Source organism: Nocardia brasiliensis ATCC 700358 (assembly GCF_000250675.2).
Lineage (GTDB): Bacteria > Actinomycetota > Actinomycetes > Mycobacteriales > Mycobacteriaceae > Nocardia > Nocardia brasiliensis_B.
Map to the genome: position 1 here is coordinate 8,493,928 of NC_018681.1, position 24,720 is coordinate 8,518,647.

Annotated in this window: 1 protein-coding gene (only partly in view); it reads right to left on the reverse strand. The window is 70.0% G+C overall.

What is annotated here, in order from left to right; genetic code table 11:
• Nucleotides 1–24,720, reverse strand: the 3' portion of a protein-coding gene (locus O3I_RS38050) for a non-ribosomal peptide synthase/polyketide synthase (RefSeq protein ID WP_014988378.1). 19,134 nt of this gene lie beyond the right edge of the window; the window shows 24,720 of its 43,854 coding nt (coding positions 19,135–43,854); its start codon lies beyond the right edge, outside the window; its stop codon occupies nucleotides 1–3.

The window sequence follows — 24,720 nt, forward strand, 5'->3', positions numbered from 1 at the left end:
CTACTCGGCGATGACGATCTTCACCTCGGAGCCGGCCGCGTCGGTGGCCTCGGTCGGAGTGACGAACCAGTGCGAGACCTCGCTGTCGGCGAGATCGCCGGCGAGATCGTCCGACGGGAGCACCGACAGGGCGCCCGCGGTGGCGGCGGCCAGGAACTCAAGCATGGCGGCGCGGCCGGACCCGGCCGTGGTGTACGTGGTCGACTCGTAGTCGAGCGCGTACTCCTCGCGGACATGTTCGGCTTGCGCCAATGCCTCCGTCTGGGTGATCGCGAGGACACCGTCGCCGGCCGGGACGACGAAGGCCGGATGGTCTTCGCCGAGCGGCCGGACCCGGTCCGCGTAGGACACCGGATGCGACGCCGCCGCGGCCAGCTCGGCCTGGACGTCGGCCGGCACCAGCCAGCGAATCGGGCTGTCCGCCACCGGATCCGGGCCGATACCGAAGGTGGCGCCGGCCGCGGCCAGGTCGTCCACCGCGAGATCGCCCGCGAACAACAGTGCCGCACCGGCCTTCTGCACCGCCCACGCCGCGACCACCGCGTCCAGCGAACGCGGCAGCGTCACCGCGACGATATCGCCCGGTCCGGCACCGCGATCGATGAGCACCCGCGCCAGTTGCGAGGAGCGTCGATCCAGTACGTGGTAGGCGATTTCGTCACCGTCGGCGAGCACCGCGGGCGCCTCCGGATCCTCTTCGACGACCTCGGCGAGCACCTTGGCGACCGTCTGCGCGCCGACCCTGGCGGCGGTGTCCGGGGTGGAAACCGTTGCCGTGATGCCGGATTCGGTGAGCAGGCGGGCCCGTTCGCCGGCATCGAGGATATCGATGTCGCCGACGAGCGCGTCCGGATCGCCGAGCAGCGCCTCCAGTACCCGGATCAGCCTGGCGGACAGGGTTTCCACCTCGTCCGCGGTGAACCGGCTGCCCAGGTACTTGAGCGTCAGCTCGATCGTCGCCTCGGCGGTCACCAGCAGGGTCAGCGGGTAGTGCGTGGCGTCGTTGACGCCGACACCGGTGACCGACATACCGTCGATGGAGCTGGCGGCCGAAATGGCTTCCTTGTCCATCGGATACGACTCGAACACCAGCAGCGTGTCGAACAGCGCTCCGGTACCCGCCACCCGCTGGATATCGGTGAGGCCCACGTAGTGGTGCTCAAGCAGGTCGGCCTGATCGTGCTGCAACCGCTCCAGCAGCTTGCCGATGCTCTGGCGATCATCGATGCGCAGCCGCACCGGCAGCGTGTTGATGAACAGGCCGACCATCGATTCCACGCCGGGCAGCTCGGCCGGTCGGCCGGAGACGGTGGCGCCGAACACCACATCACCACGGCCGGTGAGCCGCCCGAGCAGGATGCCCCACGCCGCCTGCACCAGCGTGTTCACCGTGACGCCCAATTCCGCGGCGTGCTTGGTGAGTTGGCGGGTGCGGTCGGCGTCGATCTCGGTGATCTGCTTGCCGATCTCGTACTGCTCGGTCGAGCGTGGTTGCGGCGCAAGCTGCGTCGGCTCGGTGACGCCGTCGAGCGCGGTCGCCCACGCCCGCAGTGACGCCTCGCGGTCGCGCCCGGCCAGCCAGCCGAGGAAGTTGCGGTAGGACGCCACCCGCGGCAGCGCGCTCTGCTCGCCGCGAACCGCGTACAGCACCAGCAGATCCCGCATGAGCAGCGGCATCGACCAGCCGTCGAGCAGGATGTGATGGGTGGTGATCGCCAGGTGCCACTGCGCTTCGCCGGAGCGGAACAGGGTGAACCGCAGCAGCGGCGGCACCGCCATGTCGAAGTGCGTCGCCTGGTCGGCCGCCACCTGCCTGCGCAGTTCGGCGGTCCGCTGCTCGGCGGGCAGCTCGGTGAGATCCACCTCGCGCCACGGCGCTTCGATCCGGTCGAGCACCACCTGCACGGCCTGTCCGTCGGAGTCGGTGACGAACGCGGTGCGCAGGTTGGGATACCGGTCGACGATGCCCTGCGCGGCCGCGTGCAACCGCTCGACATCCAGTGCTCCGCCGAGGTCGACCACCGCCTGCATGGTGTAGACGTCGACCGTCGCCTGGGTCATCATCGCGTGGAACAGCAACCCGGACTGCAGCGGCGAGAGCGGCCACACCTCGGCGAGTGCCGGGTACTTGCGTTCCCACTGCTCGATATCGGCCTGACCGACCCGCACCAGCGACATGTCCGACGGTGTGAACCCGCCCGCGTCCGGTCGCCGCGCGTGCGTGGCCAGCGCGGTGAGCGCCGCGACCCAGAGGTCGGCGAACTCCTGCACCTGTGCACGGGTCAGCAGCCCATTCGGGAAGGCGAAGGAGGCACCGAGTTCCGGGCCGTCCGCACCGTCGGTGACGATCGCGTTGATATCGATCGTCGCGTTGGCGGGCATGTCCAGATCCATCTCGCCGTCGAGCTGACCGAGGTCGGCCACCGGCACCCAGCCGATTTCGGCGAGCTGCTCGGGGATCTCCCCGGCCGACATCCGGCCCAGGTAGTTGAAGCTGATCTGGCCCGCGCCGCCCAGTCGCTGCCCGGTGGCCGCGTTCAGGTACCGCAGCAAGCCGTAGCCGAGGCCCTTGTCGGGCACCGAAAGCAGCTGCTCCTTGACCGATTTCACGATCTCGCCCAGCGCGGCGCCGCCGTCGAAGGCATCGGCGAGGTCGGCGCCGTGCAGATCGAGCCGGACCGGGTAGGCCGTGGTGAACCAGCCGACCGTGCGCGAAAGATCCGCGCCCGGAACGACTTCCTCTTCACGGCCGTGACCCTCGAGCTTGATCAGCGCCGAGTCCGCGTGCTGCCAGCGGGCGACCGCCATGGCCAGCGCGGACAGCAGACCGTCGTTCACACCGCCGCGGTAGAGGCCGGGGATCGCGGTGAGCACCGCGTCGGTGACCGCCGCGGGCAGCGTGACCTCGACCCGTTCCACGGTGGCGAAGGTGTCCACCCGTGGATCGAAGGCGCGCGTGCCCAGCAGCGGATCCGGCGTGTTCGTGACCTGCTGCCAGAACGGCAGTTCCGCGACCCGGGCAGGCGCCGCGGCCGCCTCGACCAGGCTGTGTGCCCAACGCCGCATCGAGGTGCCGTTGGCGGGCAACGCCACCTGCTGACCGGCGGCCAGCTGCGACCACGCGACCGCGAAGTCCGGGATCAGGATGCGCCAGGACACACCGTCGACCACGAAGTGGTGCGCGACGATGAGCAGCACATCGCGCCGCTCGCGGTGCCCGATGGCGGCGTCCACGGGTCCCTCCGTGGTGACGCGAGCTGCCTCCTCCGGGCCTGCCGCTCCCGCCGCGTCGAACGCGAACCAGATGAACTGCGCCATCACCGCGTTCGCCGGATCGAGCCGGCCGAGCGCGGCGTCGAACGCCGCACTGCCGACCCGCTTCAGCTCCGCGTCGTCGACGTCGGCCGCGAGGTCGACGCGATGCACCAGCGCGGAAACGTCCACCGCGCCCTGCGGCAACGCCTCGAACGCCCACTGATCGGCCTGGCCCGGCTCGTCGGTGGTGTTGCGGCGCAACCGCGTCCGCAGCACGTCGTGGTGATCGAAGACCGCCGCGATGGTGCCGACCAGGGTCTCCCGATCGATGCCGTCGGGCAGGCGCAGCGCCATCGTCTGCGAGAACCGGTCGTAAGCCGAACCGCCGCCGAGGATCTGGCTCATGATCGGCGTCAACGGAATCTCGCCGACCCCGCCGCCGGGCAGCTCCTCGAGCTTCACCTGCTCCGAACCCGCACCGAGGGTGGCGATTTCGGCCAGCGAGGCGACACTGCGCCGCTCGAACACGTCGCGCGGTGAGAACACCACGCCCCGTGCCTTGGCCCGCGACACCAGCTGGATGGACAGGATGCTGTCGCCGCCGAGCGCGAAGAACGAGTCATCCAAACCGATCTGCTCGACGCCGAGCACCTCGGCGAAGACCTCGGCGATGACCGCCTCGATCTCGCTGGCGGGCGCCCGGAATTCGCGCGGCGCCAGCACCGGCTCCGGCAGGGCCTTGCGGTCGAGCTTGCCGACCGGGGTCAGGGGAATCTCGTCCAGCACCATGATCGCCGAGGGCACCATGTGCGGCGGCAGGCTGCGCCCGGCGTACTCACCGAGCGCGGCCGTGTCGATCTCCCGGCCCGGCACCACGAGCACGTAGGACACCAGAATCGTGGCGCCCGCCGCGGTTTCGCGGCCCAGCGTGATCGCGAACTCGACGTCCGGATGACCGGCGAGCACGGTGTCGATCTCGCCGAGCTCGATCCGGAAACCACGGATCTTCACCTGGAAGTCCGAGCGGCCCACGTAATCCAGTTCCCAGCGCACCTCGGGTACCGCGGCGTTGCCCGCCCGCTCGCCGGGTTCGGCGAACCAGCGCACCACGTCACCGGTGCGGTACATGCGGGCGCCCTCGTCGCTCCACGGGTTCGCGACGAAGCGCTCCGCGGTGAGGTCGGGCCGGTTGTGGTAGCCACGCGCCACCGCGCCACCGGCGAGGTAGAGCTCGCCCGCGACACCCGGCGGCACCGGGTTGAGACGGTTGTCGAGCACCAGCGCCGACATGCCGCGCACCGGCAGACCGATGGTGACGTGCCGCCCCGGCGTCAGCGACGCGTACGAGGAGATGATCGTCGTCTCGGTCGGACCGTAGGCGTTGAAGTACTTCCGGCCCGGGTACCACTTGGCCAGCAGCTCCGGGGTGGTGACATCGCCACCGACAGAGGCGACTTCGAGCGCCTCCATCCCCGCCGGGTCCATCGTGCCCAGCACCGCCGGGGTGATGATCGTGTGCGTCACCCGCTCGGTGCGCAACAGCTCCGCCAGGTCCGGTCCGCCGATGATGGTCGACGGCACGATCACCAGGGTGGCACCGGTGTATGCGGCGCACAGCCATTCGAGCACCGACGGGTCGAAGCTCGGCGAGCAGATGTGCAGGAACCGGTGGTGCGCCTCGAGCTGGTACAGGTCGGTCGCGACACCGACCAGACCGCCCATACCGGCGTGGGTCACGGTGACGCCCTTGGGCATACCCGTCGAACCCGAGGTGTAGATGACATACACCGGGTGCCGCATCGCCAGCGAGGCGATCCGATCGGCATCGGTCACCGACGCCGGGGACTGCGCCTCGATCGCCGCGCCCAGCGCGGGGTCGTCCAGCCGCAGCCATTCGACATCGCGGGGCAGCCGGTCCACGTACTCGTCCGCGGTGATACCGATGACCGCACCCGAGTCGTTCACCATGTGCCGCATGCGATCTTCGGGGTAGGTCGGGTCGATCGGCACGTGCGCGCCACCGGCCTTGGCCACCGCCCAGAACGCCGCCACCATCTCGTAGGAACGCGGGAACGACAGCGCCACAATCCGTTCCGGACCGACACCGCGGTCGATCAGCACCCGCGCCAGCCGCGACGAGTACTCGTCGAGCTCGCGGTAGGTGATCGAGCGGCCCTGGTAGCGGATGGCGATCTGCTCCGGGTTCAGTTGCGCGCCACGCTGCAACAGGTCGGGGAGCAGCCCGGTGGCCATCACGTCTTCGCCGTGCACGTGGGTGAGCAGCTCGTACTCGGCCTCGTCCAGCAGCGGCAGATCACCGATCGGGGTCTCCCGATCGGTCGTGATCGCGGTGAGCAGCCGGGTGAACCGCTGCGCGAACACCTCCACGGTCGCGTCGTCGAACAGGTCGCGGGCGAAGGAGAACTCCGCGTACATGCCCGCGGCGTCGGTGGCGGCGGCCTCCCGGATCGTCAGCGACAGATCGAATTTCGCCGTGTCCACGTCGAAATCGACTGCCGCCACCTGCAATCCGGGCAGCTCGAAGCTGGTCTCCGGCAGGTTCTCGAACGACAGCGCCACCTGGAACAGCGGATGCCGCGCGGTCGAACGTTCGGGGTTGAGCAATTCGACCAGCCGCTCGAACGGCAGGTCCGCGTGCGCGAACGCCTGCAGATCCGCGTCCTTGGTGCGGGCGAGCAGGTCACCGAAGGTCAGATCGCCCTCGACGTGCGAGCGCAGCACCAGCGTGTTGACGAACATGCCGATCACGTCGTCGAGTTCGGCCTCGCCGCGACCCGCGATCGGCGTGCCGATCGCGATGTCGTCGGTGCCCGACATCCGCGCCAGGAACAGCGCCAGCGCGGCGTGCACGACCATGAACATGGTCGCGTTGTGTTCGCGCGCGATCTCGGTGAGCTGACGGTGCAACTCGCCGTCGATCGGGAACACCACCCGGCCACCCGCGAACGACTGGGTCGTCGGGCGGGTCCGGTCGGCGGGCAGGTTGAGCTCGTCCGGCAGGCCGGCCAGCGCCGCCCGCCAGTACTCGGCCTGCTGCGAGATCAGGCTCGTCGCATCGGTTTCCGCGCCGAGCACGTCGCGCTGCCAGAGGCTGAAGTCCGCGTACTGCACCGGCAGCGGCGCCCAGCCCGGGGCCACCCCGGCCGAACGCGCCGCGTACGCGAGCATCACATCGCGGGTGAGCGGGCCCATCGACCAGCCGTCCGCGCTGATGTGGTGCGCGACGAACACGAGCACGTACTCCGCGTCGGTGACCCGGAAGATCTTGGCCCGCAACGGCACCTCGGTGGTGACGTCGAACCCGGCGGTGATCACGTCGATGATCCGCTGCCGGATGTCTTCGGCGGCCACCGTTTCCGGCGTCAGATCCGGCACCGCCTGCTCGGCGGGCAGGATCACCTGATGCGCGGCCCCGCCCTGTTCGGGATAGACCGTGCGCAACGTCTCGTGCCTGCCGATGACGTCGGCGACCGCCAGCTGCAACGCCTCGACGTCGAGCTCACCAGTGAGCCGCACCGCGACCGGGATGTTGTTGACCGCCGACGCGGTATCGAACTGGTTGAGGAACCACATGCGCTGCTGAGCCAGCGACAACGGCACCTGCTCCGGACGCGGACCGGCGACCAGGGCCTTACGACCCCCGGCACCGGCGTGCTGCTCGACCTTGACCGCCAGACCGGCCACCGTGGACGCCTCGAACAACATCCGCACCGGCACCCGGGTGTCCAGCGCCGCACCGATACGCGCCGCGACCTGAGTCGCCAGCAGCGAATTACCGCCGAGACCGAAGAAATCGTCATCCGCACCGACCCGTTCGACACCGAGCACCTCGGCGAACACCGCAGCCACGATCTCCTCGATCGGCGTCGAGGGCGCACGGAACACCTGCGCCTCGAACTCCGGCTCCGGCAACGCCTTGCGATCCAGCTTGCCGTTCACATTCAACGGCAACCGATCCAGCACCACGAACGCCGACGGCACCATGTACGACGGCAAACCCGCACCCAGCGCCGACTTCACCTGCGCCACATCGACTTCGCCGTCCGCAGGCACCAGGTAGGCCACCAGGCGATCACCGGTCTTCGGATCGGACTTCGCGATCACCGCCGTCTGTGCGATCTCGGGCAGCGCGAGCAGCGCCGCTTCGATCTCACCGAGTTCGATCCGGAAACCACGGATCTTCACCTGGAAGTCGGTGCGGCCCCGGTACTCCAGCTCACCGGAGCTGTTCCACGCCACGAGGTCACCGGTGCGATACATCCGCACACCGTGCTCGAACGGGTTGGCCACGAACCGATCCGCGGTCAGATCCGGGCGACCGAAGTAACCCCGCGCCAACTGCGCACCGGCCAGGTACAACTCACCGGAGACACCGTCGGGCACCGGCTGCAACCGGGCGTCCAGCACGTACACCTTGCTGTTCCACTCCGGCGCACCGATCGACACCGAGGTCTGATCGTTGCGGGTGACCCGGTGGCTGGTGATCGACACCGCCGCCTCGGTCGGACCGTAGAGGTTGAACAGCTCGGTGCGCGAGTGCTCGCGCACGAACCGCTGGGCCAGCGCACCCGGCAGCGCCTCACCGATGGCGAGGACCCGCCACAGCGAGTTCGGGAAATCACCCGCGGTGAGCGCGTCGAGCATCGAGGGGACCACGTGCAACGTCGTGACCCACTCCCGGGCCATCAACTCGTTCAGATACGCCGGGTCCTGATGACCGTCCGGCGAGGCGATGACCAGGCGGCCACCACACACCGCGGCCGACCAGAACTCCCACACCGAAAGATCGAAGGTGGCAGCAGTCTTCAGCAGAATCGCATCCGCGGCATCGAGACCGAACTCGGTCACCTTCCACTGCAACTGATTCGCGATCGCCGCATGCGAAACCGCAACACCCTTCGGACGACCCGTCGAACCCGACGTAAAGATCACATACGCGGTGTTCTCCGGACGCAGCGCCGAAACCCGCTCGGTATCGGCGACCGGGGCCTTGTCCAGCTCGGCGAGGTCGAGCTCGTCGATCCGCACCAAAGGCGCGATGTCCGTGTCGAACTCGGCGTCGGCGTTGGTCAGCACGCACACCGGCGCCGCCGTCTCGAGGATGTAGTTCGTCCGGTCAGCGGCATGATCCGGATCCACCGGCACATACGCACCACCGGACTTCGCCACCGCATACATCGCCACGATCAGATCCACCGAGCGCCGCAACGCCAGCGCAACCCGCGACTCCGGACCCACACCAATCGAAATCAAATACCGCGCAAGACGATTCACCCGCGCGTCCAGCTCGCCGTAGGTGATCGACGCACCGTCCTCGGTGACCAGCGCGACTTCCTTCGGCCCCGCCGCCACAGAGGCGTCGAGCAGCGACACCAGCGTCGCCGCCGCATCGACCTCGTAGTCGGTCGCGTTGCGGCGCTCGAGGATCTGCGTCCGCTCCGCGCCGTCGAGCAACGCGATATCGCCGACGGCGGTACGCGGCGCGGCGATGATCTCACCGAGCAGTCGCGCGAAGCGATCGACGAAGCCCTGCACCGTGTTCCGGTCGAACATGTCGGTGGCATAGGTGAAGAACCCGGTGATGCCCTCGGGTTCGCCCGCGTCGCCGTAACGGTCGGTGGCGATCAGGTGCAGATCGAACTGCGACAGCGCGGTATCGATATCGAGACCGGCCACGGTGAGACCCGGAAGTTCCAGCGCCGACTGCGCCAGGTTCTGGAACGACAGACCCACCTGGAACAGCGGATGCCGCGCGGTGGAGCGGACCGGGTTGAGCACCTCGACCAGCCGCTCGAACGGCACGTCGGCGTTGGCGAAGGCCTGGATATCGGTCTCCCGTTGCCGCGCCAGCAGTTCGGTGAACGGCTCACCCGCGTCGATCCGGCTGCGGAACACCAGCGTGTTGACGAACATGCCGATCAGGTCGTCGAGGGCGGCTTCGCCGCGACCCGCCATCGGGGTGCCGATGGCGATGTCGTCGGTGCCCGAGAGCCGGGCCAGCAGCACCGCCAGCGCGGTGTGCACGACCATGAACAACGTCGCACCCTCGGTACGGGCCAGCTCGATCAGCGCCTGATGGGTCTCGGCGTCGACCCGCAACTCGACCTTGCCACCGGCGAAGGACTGCACCGCGGGCCGCGGCCGATCCGACGGCAGATCCAGCTGATCCGGCAGCTCCGCCAGCGCGTCGCGCCAGTACGAGACCTGCTTGGCCGCCAGCGATTCCGCGTCGTCCTCGCTGCCGAGCAGCTCGCGCTGCCAGATGCTGTAGTCCGCGTACTGGACCTCGAGCGGCGCCCAGTTCGGCGCCTCGCCCGCGGAACGCGCGGCATAGGCGATCATCAGGTCGCGGGTCAGCGGACCGACCGACGAACCGTCACCCGAGATGTGGTGGATCACCATCGCCAAGACGTACTCGACCTCGGCGGCGTCCGTTGCCGCCGATCCTGCGTTCTCCCCGGCGATCTGGAACAGCGCGACCTTCATCGGCACCTCGGTGGTGACGTCGAAGATCGTCGAAGTCAGTGCCACCACGGCGGATTCGATATCCGCGGGCGACACCACCCGAACCTCGAGCCGCGGCACGGCCTGGGCCGGGGGCAGGATCACCTGCACCGGACCACTGTCGGTCTGCGGGTAGATGGTGCGCAGGATCTCGTGCCGGCTCACCAGGTCCGCGATGGCGGCGCGCAGCGCGGCCACATCCAGCGCACCGGTGAGCCGCACCGCGATCGGCACGTTGTACGCCGCCGACTGGGTGTCGAACCGGTTCAGGAACCACATGCGCTGCTGCGCGAGCGAGAGCGGAATGTGTTCCGGCCGTGGGCCGGCGGTGAGCGCCCTGCGCCCACCGGCGTCCGCGTGCTGCTCGACCCGCACGGCGAGCGCCGCGACGGTCGAGGCCTCGAACAGCAGCCGCACCGGCACCCGGGTGTTCAACGCCTCACCGAGGCGCGCGGCGACCTGCGTGGCCAGCAGCGAGTTACCGCCCCAGGCGAAGAAGTCGTCGTCGAGGCCGAGGCGCTTGGATTCCGCCCCTTCCCGATCCGAGATCCGCAGCACGTCCGCGAAGGTGTTCGCGACGATCTGCTCGATCGGCGTGACCGGCGCGCGGAAGACCGCCTTCTCGAAGGTGGGCTCCGGCAACGCCTTCCGGTCGAGCTTGCCGTTCGCGTTGAGCGGCAGCGCGGCGAGCTCGATGAACACCGACGGCACCATGTACGACGGCAGTTCCGCCGCCAGCGCCGACTGCAACTGCCGCTTGTCGAGCTGCCCCGCCCGCGGCACCACATAGGCGACCAGGCGGTCACCGATGCTCGGATCGGTGTGCGCGAGCACGGCGGCGGCCGTGATGGTGGGCTGGCGCAGTAGCGCGGCCTCGATCTCGCCGAGCTCGATGCGGAAGCCGCGGATCTTCACCTGGAAGTCGGTGCGGCCCCGATAATCCAGCTCACCGGAGTTATTCCACGCCACCAGGTCACCGGTGCGGTACATGCGCGCACCCGGCGCACCGAACGGGTCGGCGACGAACCGGTCGGCGGTCAGGTCCGGGCGACCGAAGTAGCCGCGCGCCAATTGCGCACCGGCCAGGTACAACTCACCGGAGACCCCCGCAGGCACCGGCCGCAGCCTGGTGTCCAGCACGTAGACCCGGCTGTTCCATTCCGGCGCACCGATGGACACCGCGAGCTGATCGGCGTCGGTGACCAGGTGGCTGGTGATGGACACCGCGGCCTCGGTCGGGCCGTACAGGTTATACAGCGGCACGGAGTGCCCCGTTGGGGGGTGGCGGTCGGGCGACGGGTGGGCCAGCGGCACGGAGTGCCCCGTTGGGGGTTGGTGGTCGGGCGACGGGTGGCCGAGCTCGGCGGGGTTGTCGCGGCGGAACCGCTGCGCGGTCGTCGCGGGCAGCGCCTCACCGATGGCGAGCACCCGGCGTAGCGAATGCGTCAAGCGGCCACCGGATTCGGTGAGCAGCGCGTCCAGCATCGACGGCACCACATGCAGGGTGGTGACCATCGTGGACCGCATCAGTTCGTTCAGGTAGGCCGGATCACGGTGGCCGTCGGCCGCCGAGATCACCAGACGGCCACCGCACACCGCGGCGGTCCAGAACTCCCAGACCGAGAGGTCGAAGGTGGCCGCGGTCTTCAGCAGGATCGCGTCGTCCGCGCCGAGACCGAAGGTCGCGGTCTCCCACTGCAACTGGTTGACGATCGCCGCGTGCGGCACGGCGACGCCCTTGGGCTGACCGGTCGAGCCGGAGGTGAAGATCACGTACGCGGTGTGTGCCGGGGTCAACGCGGCGCGCCGCTCGGCAGCGGTCACCGGATCGGCCGCGAATGCCGTCAGGTCGAGCACGTCGAGCTGCACGATATCGGCGGCGGCGGTGCGGAACCCGTCCCGGCCAGTGGTCAGCACGCAGACCGGTGCCGCGGTACCGAGGATGTAGTCGGTCCGCTCGGCGGGCTGGTCCGGATCGATCGGCACATACGCCGCACCGGCTTTCGCGACCGCGTACATCGCGACCACGAGATCGGTGGAACGGCGGATGGCCAGCGCGACCCGGTCCTCCGGGCCGACGCCACGCTGGATCAGGTAGCGCGCCAGGCGGTTCACCCGCGCGTCGAGGGCGGCGTAGGTGAGTTCCTGCTGCCCGGTCGGATCGTCGGCGACGATGGCGACGGCCTTCGGGGTGGCCGCGACCGTGGCATCGAGCAGCGAGACCAGCGTCGCGTCCGGATCGACCGCGTGCGCGGTGTCGTTCCAGTCGGTGAGGATGCGGGTGCTCTCCTCGGCCGCCAGCAGGTCGATCTCGCCGACCGGCACGGTGGCGTCGGCGACGACCGCGTCGAGCACCCGGACGAACCGGTCGGCGAAGCCCTGCACCGTCGCCTCGTCGAACAGGTCGATGGCGTAACCGAATTCGGTCACGATCTCGGCCGGTGTGCCGTCCTCGGCGTACCGGTCGTACAACGTGACGTGCAGGTCGGTCTTGGCCAGCTGCGAGTCGAAGTTGACCGCGCTCACCGACAGTCCCGGCAGTTCGAACGTGGTCTCGGCCAGGTTCTGGAACGAAAGACCCACCTGGAACAGCGGGTTACGCGCGGTGGAGCGCACCGGGTTGAGCACCTCGACCAGCCGCTCGAACGGCACGTCCGCGTTCGCGAACGCCTCGAGGTCGCGTTCCTTCACATCGGCGAGCAGGTCGGCGAAGCGGTCGCCCGGCGCCACCTTGGTGCGGAACACCAGGGTGTTGACGAACATGCCGATCAGGTCGTCGAGTTCGCGTTCGCCACGGCCCGCGATCGGGGTGCCGACCGCGATGTCGTCGGTGCCGGACAGGCGCGAGAGCAGCACCGCCAGCGCCGCGTGCACCACCATGAACAGCGACGCGTTGTTGGCGCGCGCCAGCTCGTGCAGGCGGGCGTGCCGCTGCGGGGAGATCTCGAAGCGAATCGCCTTGCCCTGGAACGACTGCGCGGGCGGGCGCGGCCGGTCGGCGGGCAGTTCCAGCTGATCGGGCAGCGCGGCCAGCGCGGTCTTCCAGTAGGCGACCTGCTGTGCGGCCAGCGATTCCGGGTCCTCCTCGGACCCGAGCACCGCGCGCTGCCACAGCGCGTAGTCGGCGTACTGCACCGGCAGCGGCAGCCACTGCGGCACCTCGCCCTGCACCCGGGCCACGTAGGCGGCCATCACGTCGCGCGCCAGCGGGCCCATCGACGAGCCGTCGGCGGCCACGTGGTGCACGGTGAAGGCGAGCACGTGCTCGTCCGGGCTGATCCGGAACAGCGCCACCGCGAGCGGCACCTCGACGGTGACGTCGAAGGTGGTCAGCGCGAAACCGATGACGGCGCCGAGCAGTTCGGACTCGGTGACCTCGACCGGGGTGAGCGCGGCCGGAGACGACGCCACCGGTCCGATCACCTGGTGCGGACCGTCGGCCGAGCGCGGGTAGGTGGTGCGCAGCACTTCGTGCCGTGCGAACACGTCGCCGATCGCCTGCTCCAGCGCGGGCACGTCGAGCGTGCCCGAGAGCCGCACGGCCAGCGGGATGTTGTCCACCGCCGAAGTGGCCGTGTCGAACTGGTTGAGGAACCAGTAGCGCTGCTGGGCCGGCGAGAGTGGGATGCGCGCGGGACGTTCCCCGGTCTCCAGCTTCGGCCGCTGCCTGCCCGAGCCCGCGTTACGTTCCACCCGGGCCGCCAGCGCGACCACGGTCGAGGCCTCGAACAGATCACGCACGGCCAGTTGTGTATCCAGCGCGGCGCCCAGCCGCGCGGTCACCTGAGTGGCCAGCAGCGAGTTGCCGCCGAGCGCGAAGAAGTCGTCGTCCAGGCCGACCCGGGCGACACCGAGCACGTCGCCGAAGGTGCCCGCGACGATCTCCTCGATCGGCGTCGACGGCGCACGGAACACCTTGGCCTCGAACACCGGCGCGGGCAGCGCCTTGCGATCGAGCTTGCCGGAGGCGTTCAACGGGAACGCGTCGAGCACCACGAAGGCCGAGGGCACCATGTACGCGGGCAGCTCACCCGCGAGTTCGGTACGCACGCTCTCGATATCGATGACCTGACCCGCGGTCGGCACCACATAGCCGACCAGCTGGTCACCGAGGCGATCGTCGGACCGCACCAGCACCACCGCCTGCGCGACGGAGTCCAGTGCGGTGAGCGCCGATTCGATCTCGCCGAGTTCGATCCGCAGACCGCGCAGCTTCACCTGGAAGTCGGTGCGGCCCAGGTACTCCAGCTCGCCGCGTGACGTCCAGGTGACCAGGTCACCGGTGCGGTACATGCGCTCGCCGTCGGTACCGAACGGGTTGGCCACGAAGCGATCCGCGGTCAGTTCCGCACGGGCGACGTAGCCGCGCGCCAATTGCGCACCGGCCAGGTACAACTCACCCGCGACACCGACCGGCACCGGGTGCAGCCGGGAATCCAGCACGTACACCTGGGTGTTGAACACCGGTGCGCCGATCGGCACGGACACGGAGTCGGCCTCGGTCACCTCGTGGAAGGTGACGTCGACCGCGGCCTCGGTCGGGCCGTACAGGTTGTGCAGGCGAGCCCCGGTCAGCTCCTGCATCCGCTGCGCGGTGGCCGCGGGCAGAGCCTCACCGGAGGCGAAAACGTTGACCAGGCTCGTGCATTCGTCGGCCCGCTGCTCGGCGACGAACACCGCGAGCATGGACGGCACGAAGTGCGCCGTGGTGACCGCCTCGGCGGTGATCACCTCGACCAGGTAGCCGGGGTCGCGGTGCCCGTCCGGCTTGGCGACCACCAGGCGCGCGCCGATCTGCAAGGGCCAGAAGAACTCCCACACCGACACGTCGAAGGTGGCGGGCGTCTTCTGCAGCACCACGTCGGTGCTTCGCAGACCGTACTCGGCCTGCATCCAGACCAGGCGGTTGACGATCGCGGCATGGTTCACCGCGACGCCCTTGGGGCGGCCGGTGGAGCCGGAGGTGAAGATCACGTACGCGGTGTTGGACGGGCGCAGCGGCGCGACGCGATCCGCGTCGGTGACCGGCGCGTCCGAGTAGTCGGTCACCGAGACCTGATCGAGTTCGATGGTGCGGGTGGTGCCCGCGTCGAAACCGTCCCGTGCGGTGGTCAATACGCACACCGGCTGTGCGGTGTCGAGCACGTAGCGGGTGCGATCGGCCGGGTGATCCGGATCGAGCGGCACGTACGCACCGCCCGCGACGCTCACCGCGTACATGCCGACGACCAGGTCGATCGACCGGCGCATGCCGAGCGCCACCAGCGAATCCGGGCCCACACCGAGCGAAATCAGGTGACGGACAAGGCGATTCACTCGCGCGGCGAACTCGGCGTAGGACAGAGTCGTCCCCTCGAAGCTCACCGCGGCGGCGTCGGGCGTCCGGGCGACCTGCGCCTGGAACATCGACACCAGGGTCGCCGTCTCGTCCACCGGATGGGTGGTGTCGTTCCAGCGCGCCACGACCTGGGCGTGCTCGGCCGAATCCAGCAGCTCGATATCGCCGATCGGCACGACCGGATCCGCGACCACGGCCGTCAGCAGCCGGACCAGCCGGTCCGCGACGCTCGCGATCGTGGCCGCGTCGAACATGTCGGTCGCATAGGCGAATTCGCCGGTCATGCCGTCGGCGGCGCCCGCGGCGTCGATCCGGTCGGTGAGGCTGAGGTGCAGATCGAACTTCGCGGTCACCACGTCGAGCGGCACGCCCGCGACCTCGAGACCGGGCAGCTCGAACGAGGCCTCGCCGGTGTTCTGGAACGACAGCATCACCTGGAACAGCGGGTGCCGGGCCTGCGAGCGCGCCGGATTCAGGATCTCGACCAGTCGCTCGAAGGGCAGATCCGCGTGCCCGAAGGCCGCGAGATCGCCTTCCTTGGTGCGCGCCACCAGCTGCGCGAACGGCTCCGCCGGATCGACGGCGCTGCGCAGCACGAGCGTGTTGACGAACATGCCGATGGCGTCGTCCAGCACGGCCTCACCGCGACCGGCGACCACGGTGCCGATGGCGATGTCGTCGCTGCCGGACAGCCGCGCCAGCAGCGCGGCGAAGGCGGCGTGCACCACCATGAAGAGGCTGGCGCCGTGCGCCCTGGCGAGCGCGTTCAGCTCGTGCTGCAGGCGCGCGTCGAGCGAGAACTCGTACACCCCACCGCGGTTCGAGGCCACCGCGGGCCGGGACCGATCCGCGGGCAGGTCGAGCTGATCGGGCAGCCCGGCCAATCCGGCGGACCAGTAGGCGACCTGCTGGGCGATCAGCGAGGTCGGGTCGTCCTCCGAACCGAGGGTTTCCCGTTGCCAGAGTGCGTAATCCGCGTACTGCACCGGCAGTGGCGCCCAAGACGGCGCCTCGCCGCGCGAACGCGCCACGTAGGCCACCATCACGTCGCGGGCCAGCGGCCGCACCGACCAGCCGTCACCGGAGATGTGGTGCACGACGAACACCAGCACGTGGGTGTCGGGCTGCGATCCGTCCATCGAGCCGGCCACCCGGAACAGCGCGGCCCGCACCGGCACCTCGGTGGTGACGTCGAAGCCGGTCAGCACCAATTCGGCGACGCGGTCCTGGATTTCGGTCTCCGACACCTCGATCGGGGTGAGGTCGACGGCGTCCTGACCGGCGGGCAGCACCACCTGCACACCTTGGCCGTCCGCGGTTTCCGGGTAGACCGTGCGCAGCACCTCGTGCCGGTCGACCACGTCGGCGACGGCCTGGCGCAGCGCGTCGGTGTCCAGCGTGCCGGTGAGCCGGACCGCGAGCGGGATGTTGTTGACCGCCGAGTCGGTGTCGAACCGGTTGAGGAACCACATCCGCTGCTGGGCCAGCGAGAGCGGGATCCGCGACGGGCGCGGGCCCGCAACGAGTTCCCGGCGCCGGCCGCTGCCCTGGTGCGCCTCCATCCGCGCGGCCAGCGCGGCCACGGTGGGTGCCTCGAACAGCATCCGCACCGGGACGCGGGTGTCCAGCGCGGCACCGAGGCGGGCGACCACCTGGGTGGCGATGAGCGAGTTGCCGCCCAGGTCGAAGAAGTCGTCGTCCAGGCCGACGGCGCGTTCGCCCTCGGCGGGCACCAGGCCGAGCACGTCGGCGAAGGTATTGGCCACGATCTCTTCGATCGGGGTGGACGGCGCGCGGAATTCCCTGGCCTCGAAGGCGGGTTCGGGCAGCGCGCGCCGATCCAGCTTGCCGTTCGGGCTCAACGGCATCGCGTCGAGCACGACGATGGCGGCGGGCACCATGTACGACGGCAGCTGCGCGGACAGGTGCGCGCGCAGGTCGGCGATGTCGACCGGGCCGCCGGCCACCGGCACCACATAGCCGACCAGCTGGTCACCGGTGCGCGCGTCCGAGCGCACCAGCGCGACCGACTGTGCCACCGAATCGTGTGCGGTGAGCGCGGTTTCGATCTCGCCGAGCTCGATCCGCAGGCCGCGCAGCTTCACCTGGAAGTCGGTGCGGCCGATGTATTCGATGGCCCCGGTGTCGTCCCGGGTGACCAGGTCACCGGTGCGGTACATCCGGGCGCCCGGCGCGCCGAACGGGTTGGCCACGAACCGATCCGAGGTCAAATCGGCCCGGCCGTAGTAGCCGCGCGCCAGCTGAGCGCCGGCGAGATACAGCTCACCCGCGACACCGGCGGGGACCGGGTGCAACCGGGCGTCGAGCACGTACGCCTGGGCGTTCCACACCGGAAGACCGATGGGGACAGCGCCTTCGACATCGTCGGCCACCGGGCCGTGCGTGGCGTGCACGGTGAACTCGGTCGGTCCGTAGAGGTTGTAGAGCGCCGCCGAGCTGACCCGGCGCATGGCCTCGACCGCGTCGGCGGTGAACGCCTCACCGGCGACGAACAGCGTCCGCAGCGACGCCAGCGCCGCACTGCCACCGGTCGCGTCGACGTTGCCGGCGAACACCGTGAGCATCGAGGGCACGAACGAGGTCATGGTGACCTGCTCGGCCGCGATCACATCCGCGAGGTACTGCGGGTCGCGATGCCCGTCCGGCGCGGCGACCACGATGCGGCCGCCGGTGGTCATCGGCCCGAACAGCTCCCACACCGACACGTCGAAGGTGGCGGGCGTCTTGAACAGCACGATGTCGTCCGCGCCGATGCCGTATTCGCCGGTGATCCAGCGGATCTGGTTGACGACGGCGGCGTGCGGCACCGCGACGCCCTTCGGCCGGCCGGTCGAGCCGGAGGTGAAGATCACGTACGCCGGGTGCTGCGGACGCAGCGGCGTGATCCGCTCCGCTTCGGTGATCGGCTCGTCCGAATACCCCGACAGATCCAAGGTGTCGATCGTCAGTGTCGGGCGGCCCGCTGCGTCGAACTCGTCGCGCGAGGTGGTGAGGACACAGACCGGATCGGCCGAATCGAGCACATAGTTCACCCGTTCGGCGGGCTGGTCGAGGTCGAGCGGCACATAGCCGCCGCCCGCCGCCTGCACCGCGTACGCGGCGACCACGAGGTCCACCGAGCGGCGCAGGCCCAGGGCGACCAGGCTCTCCGGCCCGACCCCGGCTTCGATCAGCTTGCGCGCCAATTGATGCACGCGCGAACCGAATTCGGCGTAGGTAAGCGAAGTGCCGGTGGCCGGGTCGACCACCGCCGTCGCGTCCGGGGTGGCCGCGGCTCGGGCCGCGAACTCGGCGACCAGCGTGCTGGGCGCACCGAGATCATGCGCGGTGTCGTTCCAGCCGCGCAGCGCCTGCTCGGTCTCCTGCTCGTCCAGCAGCGCGATATCGCCGATGGGCCGATCCGGTTCGGTGGCAAGCGCTTTCAGCAACCGGTTGAACCGCTGCCCGAACTTCGCGATCGTGTCCGGATCGAAAAGATCGGTGGCGTAGATCAATTCGGCGCTGATCCCGGCCGGTGCGGCGCTCGCGCCGTGCGGCGGCTGGGCCGCGTTGTTCTCCGACAACGTCAGTTGCAGGTCGAACTTGGCCACGTCGATCGGCAGTTCGACGCCGCTGACGGTCAGGCCGGGCAGTTCCAGGCTGTTCTGGCCGAGGTTCTGGAACGACAGCATCACCTGGAACAGCGGGTGGCGCGCCTGCGAACGCACCGGATTCAGGATCTCGACCAGCCGCTCGAACGGCAGGTCCGCGTGCCCGAAGGCGGCGATGTCCGCCGCGCGCACCGCGCGCAGCAGATCGGTGAAGGTCGCGCCGTGGTCGATCGGGGTCCGCAGCACCAGGGTGTTGACGAACATACCGATGAGATCGTCGAGCGCGCGCTCGCCGCGGCCCGCGATCGGGGTGCCGATCGCGATATCGTCCTCGCCCGACAGCCGCGAGAGCAGCACGGCCAGCGCGGTGTGCGTGACCATGAACAGCGTGGCGCCCCGGGTGCGAGCGAGTTCGGTGAGCCGCCCGTGGGTTTCGGGATCGATCGCGAAGGCGTGGGTCGCGCCGCGACCGGAGGCCACCGCGGGCCGCGGCCGGTCGGCGGGCAGGTCCAGCTGCTCGGGCAGCCCGCGCAGCGTGTCGGACCAGTACGAGATCTGCTGGGCGATAACCGATTCCGGGTCGTCCTCGGCGCCGAGCACCATGCGCTGCCACAGCGCGAAGTCCGCGTACTGGACTTCCAGCGGCCGCCACGCGGGTTCGCCGCCCTCGACGCGAGCGCCGTAGGCGGTCATCACGTCCCGGGTCAGCGGGCCCATGGAGAAACCGTCGGCCGAGATGTGGTGCACCACGATGGCCAGCACGTGCTCGGTCGGGCTGATCTCGAACAGCCTGGCGCGGAACGGCACCTGAGTGGTGACATCGAACGCGGTCAGCACCAGTTCCGAAAGCCGCAGCGGCAGTTCGGCCGCGGTGACCTCGAACGGCGCGAGGTCGGGGATCACCTTGGCGGTGGGCACGGTCCGCTGGTACGCGGCGCCGTCCACCTCCGGGTAGTAGGTGCGCAGCGACTCGTGGCGGGCCAGCACGTCGGCCACCGCGATCTGCAGCGCCTGCCGGTCGAGCAGACCGGACAGCCGCACCGCGGCCGGGATGTTGTCCACCGCCGATTCCGGATCGAACCGATTGAGGAACCACATGCGCTGCTGGGCCAGCGAGAGCGGCACCAGCTCGGGCCGCTGCTGCGGCTCCAGCGCCGCCCGCGCACCGGCCCCGGCGTGCGTCTCCGCGCGGGCCGCGAGCGCGACCACGGTGGACGCCTCGAACAGTTCGCGCACCCCGAGATCGGTGTCCAGCGCGGCGGACAGCCGCGCCGCGACCTGGGTGGCGGTCAGCGAGTTGCCGCCGAGGGAGAAGAAGTCGTCGTCCAGGCCGACCCGCTCCAGGCCGAGCACCTCGGCGTAGGTGGCGGCGACGATCTCCTCGACCGGCGTGGTCGGCGCGCGGAAGACCGCGGCCTCGAACACCGGGGCGGGCAACGCCTTTCGATCCAGCTTTCCGGAGGCGTTGAGCGGGAACTCGTCGAGCACGATCACCACGGACGGCACCATGTACGCGGGCAGGCGCTCCGCCAGATCCTCGCGCAGCAGCTCGATGTCCACCCGGACATTCGGCGCGGGAATGACATACGCCACGAGCTGATCGCCGATGTGCTGATCGCCGCGGACCACGACGACCGCCTGCGCGACCTCGTCCAGCGCGGTCAGCGCGGCCTCGATCTCGCCGAGCTCGATCCGCAGACCACGCAGCTTCACCTGGAAGTCGGTGCGGCCCAAGTACTCCAGCTCACCACTGGCGGTCCAGGCAACCAAGTCACCGGTGCGGTACATCCGCTCGCCCACGGCACCGTAGGGGTTGGCCACGAACCGGTCGCTGGTCAGATCCGGGCGCGCGACGTAGCCGCGCGCCAGCTGGGTGCCCGCGAGATAGAGCTCACCCGCGACACCCACCGGAACCGGCCGCAGCCGCGAATCCAGCACGTACACCTGGGTGTTGAAGACCGGTGCGCCGATCGGGACGGTGTCGGTATCGGTGTCGATCACCTCGTGGTAGGTGACGTCGACCGCGGCCTCGGTCGGGCCGTACAGGTTGTGCAGCGCCGCACCGGTCAGCTCGCGCAGACGGTGGGCGGGCTTGGGCGGCAGCGCCTCACCGGAGGCGAACACCAGGCGCAGCGAATCGCACCGCGCCGCGGCCCCGTCCGCGACGAACACCGCGAGCATCGACGGCACGAAGTGGGTGACGGTGATCCGCTCGGCGCTGATCACCTCGGCCAGGTAGGCCGGATCCCGATGCCCGTCGGGCTTGGCGACCACCAGGCGCGCGCCGATCTGCAAGGGCCAGAAGAACTCCCACACCGACACGTCGAAGGTGGCGGGCGTCTTCTGCAGCACCGCGTCGGCGGTGTTCAGCTGGTAGGCGGTCTGCATCCACACCAGGCGGTTCACGATCGCGGCGTGCGCGACGCCGACGCCCTTGGGGCGGCCGGTGGAACCCGAGGTGAAGATCACGTACGCGGTGTTCGACGGCCGCAGCGGCGACCAGCGATCCGCGTCGGTGACCGGATCCTCGGACAGCCCGCTCAGATCGAGCAGGTCGATGCGCACCTGTGCGGTATCGATCTCCAGATCGCTACCGGAGGTGAGCACGCAGACCGGATCGGCCGTCGCCAGAATGTATTCCGTGCGCTCGGCCGGGTGATCCGGGTCCAGCGGCACATACGCGCCACCGGCCACCGCGACGGCGTACATGCCGACGACCAGATCGACCGAGCGTCGCATGCCCAGCGCCACATACGATTCCGCGCCGACGCCGCGGGCGATCAGCCAGCGGGCCAGTTGATTGACCCGGCTCGCGAACTCCTCGTAGGACAGACTTGTCCCCTCGAACGTGAGCGCGGTCGCCTCGGGCGTCCGTTCGGCCTGCGCGTAGAACATCGAGACCAGCGTCGCGTCCGCGTCCACCGGGTGCGCGGTGTCGTTCCAGCCGGCCACCACGAGCTGACGTTCGACGTTGTCGAGCAGCTCGATATCGCCAACGGGCACAGCGGGTTCGGTGGTGATCGCGGTCAGCACCCGGAGCAGGCGATCGGCGATGCGGCGCACGGTCTGCTCGTCGAACAGATCGCGCAGATACCCGGCACGCACCCGCAGCTTCGAGTCCAGCTGCGCGATGAGGGTCAGCGGGTAGTGCGTCGCGTCGGCCGCGTCGAGTCCGATCACGGCCATGCCGTCGATATCGGCGGCCTGCTCCCGGATGCCGTCGGCGTCGACCGGGTAGGACTCGAAAACCACCAGGGTGTCGAACAATCCGCCGATGCCCGCGGCGGACTGGATGTCCGCGAGGCCGACGTAGTGGTGATCGAGCAGGTCCGCCTGCTCGCCCTGCGTCCTGGTCAGCAGCTGCTGCGCGGACTCGGCCGGGTCGAAGCGCACCCGCACCGGCACGGTGTTGATGAACAGGCCGACCATCGATTCCACCCCGGTCAGCCCGGCCGGGCGGCCGGACACCGTGGTGCCGAACAGCACGTCGTCGCGGCCGGTCATCCGGCCGACCAGGATGCCCCACGCGGTCTGCAGCACCGTGTTCGGCGTGACGCCGAGCGCAGCGGCCAGCGTGGTGAGCCGCGCGGTGGCCTGCTCGTCCAGCTCGAAGAAGTACTCGCCGGAGAGCGAGGTGATCTCACGGCCGGCGTCGGGGCGGGCCAGCAGGGTCGGCTCGCTGACCCCGCGCAGGGCGTCCGCCCACACCGCGACCGAGGCCGGATGATCCTGCTGCGCCGTCCATTCCAGGAAGTTGCGGTAGGAGCGCACCGCGGGCAGCACGTTGCTGTCCGCGTGGGCGGCGTAGAGCACCAGCAGGTCCTGCATGAGCAATGGCATGGACCAGCCGTCGAGCAGGATGTGGTGGTTCGACACCACGAACTGCCAGCGGTCGCGCGCCACCTGGATCAGCGTGAAGCGGATCAGCGGCGGCTCGGTCAGGTCGAAACGCTTGGTCCGGTCCGCCGCGATGATGTCGGCGCCCGTACCGGCTTCGATCCGATCGTGCTCGGCCCAGGCGACCCGCACGCTGTCGAGCACCACCTGCACCGGGCTGCCGTCGCGATCGGTGACGAAGGCGGTACGCAGGTTCTCGTAGCGATCCACCAGCGCCTGTGCGGCCGAGCGCAACCGGGCCGCGTCCACCCGGCCGGTGAGCGTCAGCACCGCCTGTGCGGTGTAGACGTCCACCGAGCCGACGGCCAGCCTGGCATGGAACAGCAGACCGGCCTGCAGCGCCGAGAGCGGCCAGATATCTGCCAGGTTCGGGAAACGACGCTCCCAGCCGTCGATATCGCCCTGGGTGCTGCGCACCAGCGCGAAGTCCGACGGCGTGTGCCCGCCCGCGCCGGTCGAATTGGCGTGCCGGGCAACCGCTTCCAGCGCGGTGGTCCACAGCTCGCCGAACTCGCGCACGGCCGCGGCGCTCAGCAGGGTCGACGGGTAGCCGATGTTCGCGGTCAGCTTGTCGCCGACCACGATCGCGTTGACGTCCAGCGGCGCCATCGCGGGCATGTCCGCGTCGTAGGCGCCGCCCAGCGCGCCGAGTTCGGCGGCGGGCACCCAGCCGAAGCCGCGCAGCGACTCGGGCACGTCGCCCTCGACGACGCGGCCCAGGTAGTTGAAGCTCACCTGGCCCGGCAGTTCCGCGGGCAACGAGCTCGCGGTCTCCGGGTTCAGGTAGCGCAGCAGGCCGTAGCCGACGCCCTTGTCCGGCACCGCGAGCAGCTGCTCCTTGACCGCCTTGACGGCCTGGCCGAGCGCGGGCCCACCGGCCAGCGCGGCATCGATGTCGATGCCGGACAGGTCGAAGCGGACCGGGAAGATCGCGGTGAACCAGCCGACCGTGCGGGACAGGTCCGCCCCGGGCACGATGTCCTCTTCGCGGCCATGGCCTTCCAGGCGGATCAGCAGCGAGTCGTCGCCGCGGGTACCCGCCCGGCGGGCCCGCCATTTCGCGGTCGCCAGCGCCAGCGCGGTGAGCAGACCGTCGTTCACGCCGCCGTGGAACAGGGCGGGCACCTTGGTCAGCAGCGCCTTGGTGACCTCCGCGGACACCTCGACCTGAACCTTCTCGATGACACCCGAGGTGTCGATCGCCGGGTCCATCGGCCGCTCGGTGAGCAGCGGATCGGCGGCGTCGACCACCGAACGCCAGTGCTCGAGTTCGGCGACCCGCTGCGGATTGCGGGCTTCGCGTTCGAGCGCGTGCGCCCAGGCCCGCATGGAGGTGGCGGGCGCGACCAGTTCGGGCGTCTGCCCCGCGGTGCGCTGTCCCCAGGCCGCGACGAAGTCCGGCACCAGGATGCGCCAGGAGACACCGTCGACGACGAGGTGATGGCCGACGACGATCAGTCGTCCGGCTCGGTCGCCGCCCGTCGGCTCCAGCCACACGAACCGGATGACCACGCCCGCCGCCGGATCCAGCCGGTCCAGCGAGGCATCCAGCGCCGCCGACGCGAGGTCGAGCAGTGCCGCGTCATCGACGGCCGCGTCGAAGGTGGTGTGATCGATCAGCGCGTCCACGTCGACCGTGCCGGGCGCGGCGGTTTCGACGATCCAGTCCGCGCCGTCGCGGCGCAGGCTCGCGCGCAGCATGTCGTGGCGGTCGATGACCGCGGCGGCCGTCGCGGCGATGCCCGCGCGGTCGATGCCGACCGGCAGCTCCAGCGCGAGCGTCTGGTTGAACCGGCCGAACGAGCCGCGCCGCTCCGCCATGAAGCGCACGACCGGGGTCAGCGGCATGGTGCCGACCCCGCCGCCGGGCAGCTCGGCGAGCACGACGGCCGCCGCGGCCGCGGTGTCGGCCGTCTCGGCGACCCCGGCCAGTCCGGCCACGGTGCGCTGCTCGAACACGTGCCGCGGGCTGAACACCACGCCGCGGGCCTTGGCCCGCGAGACCAGCTGGATGGAGACGATGCTGTCGCCGCCCAGAGCGAAGAACGAATCGTCGACGCCGACCCGCTCCACGCCGAGCACCTCGGCGAACAC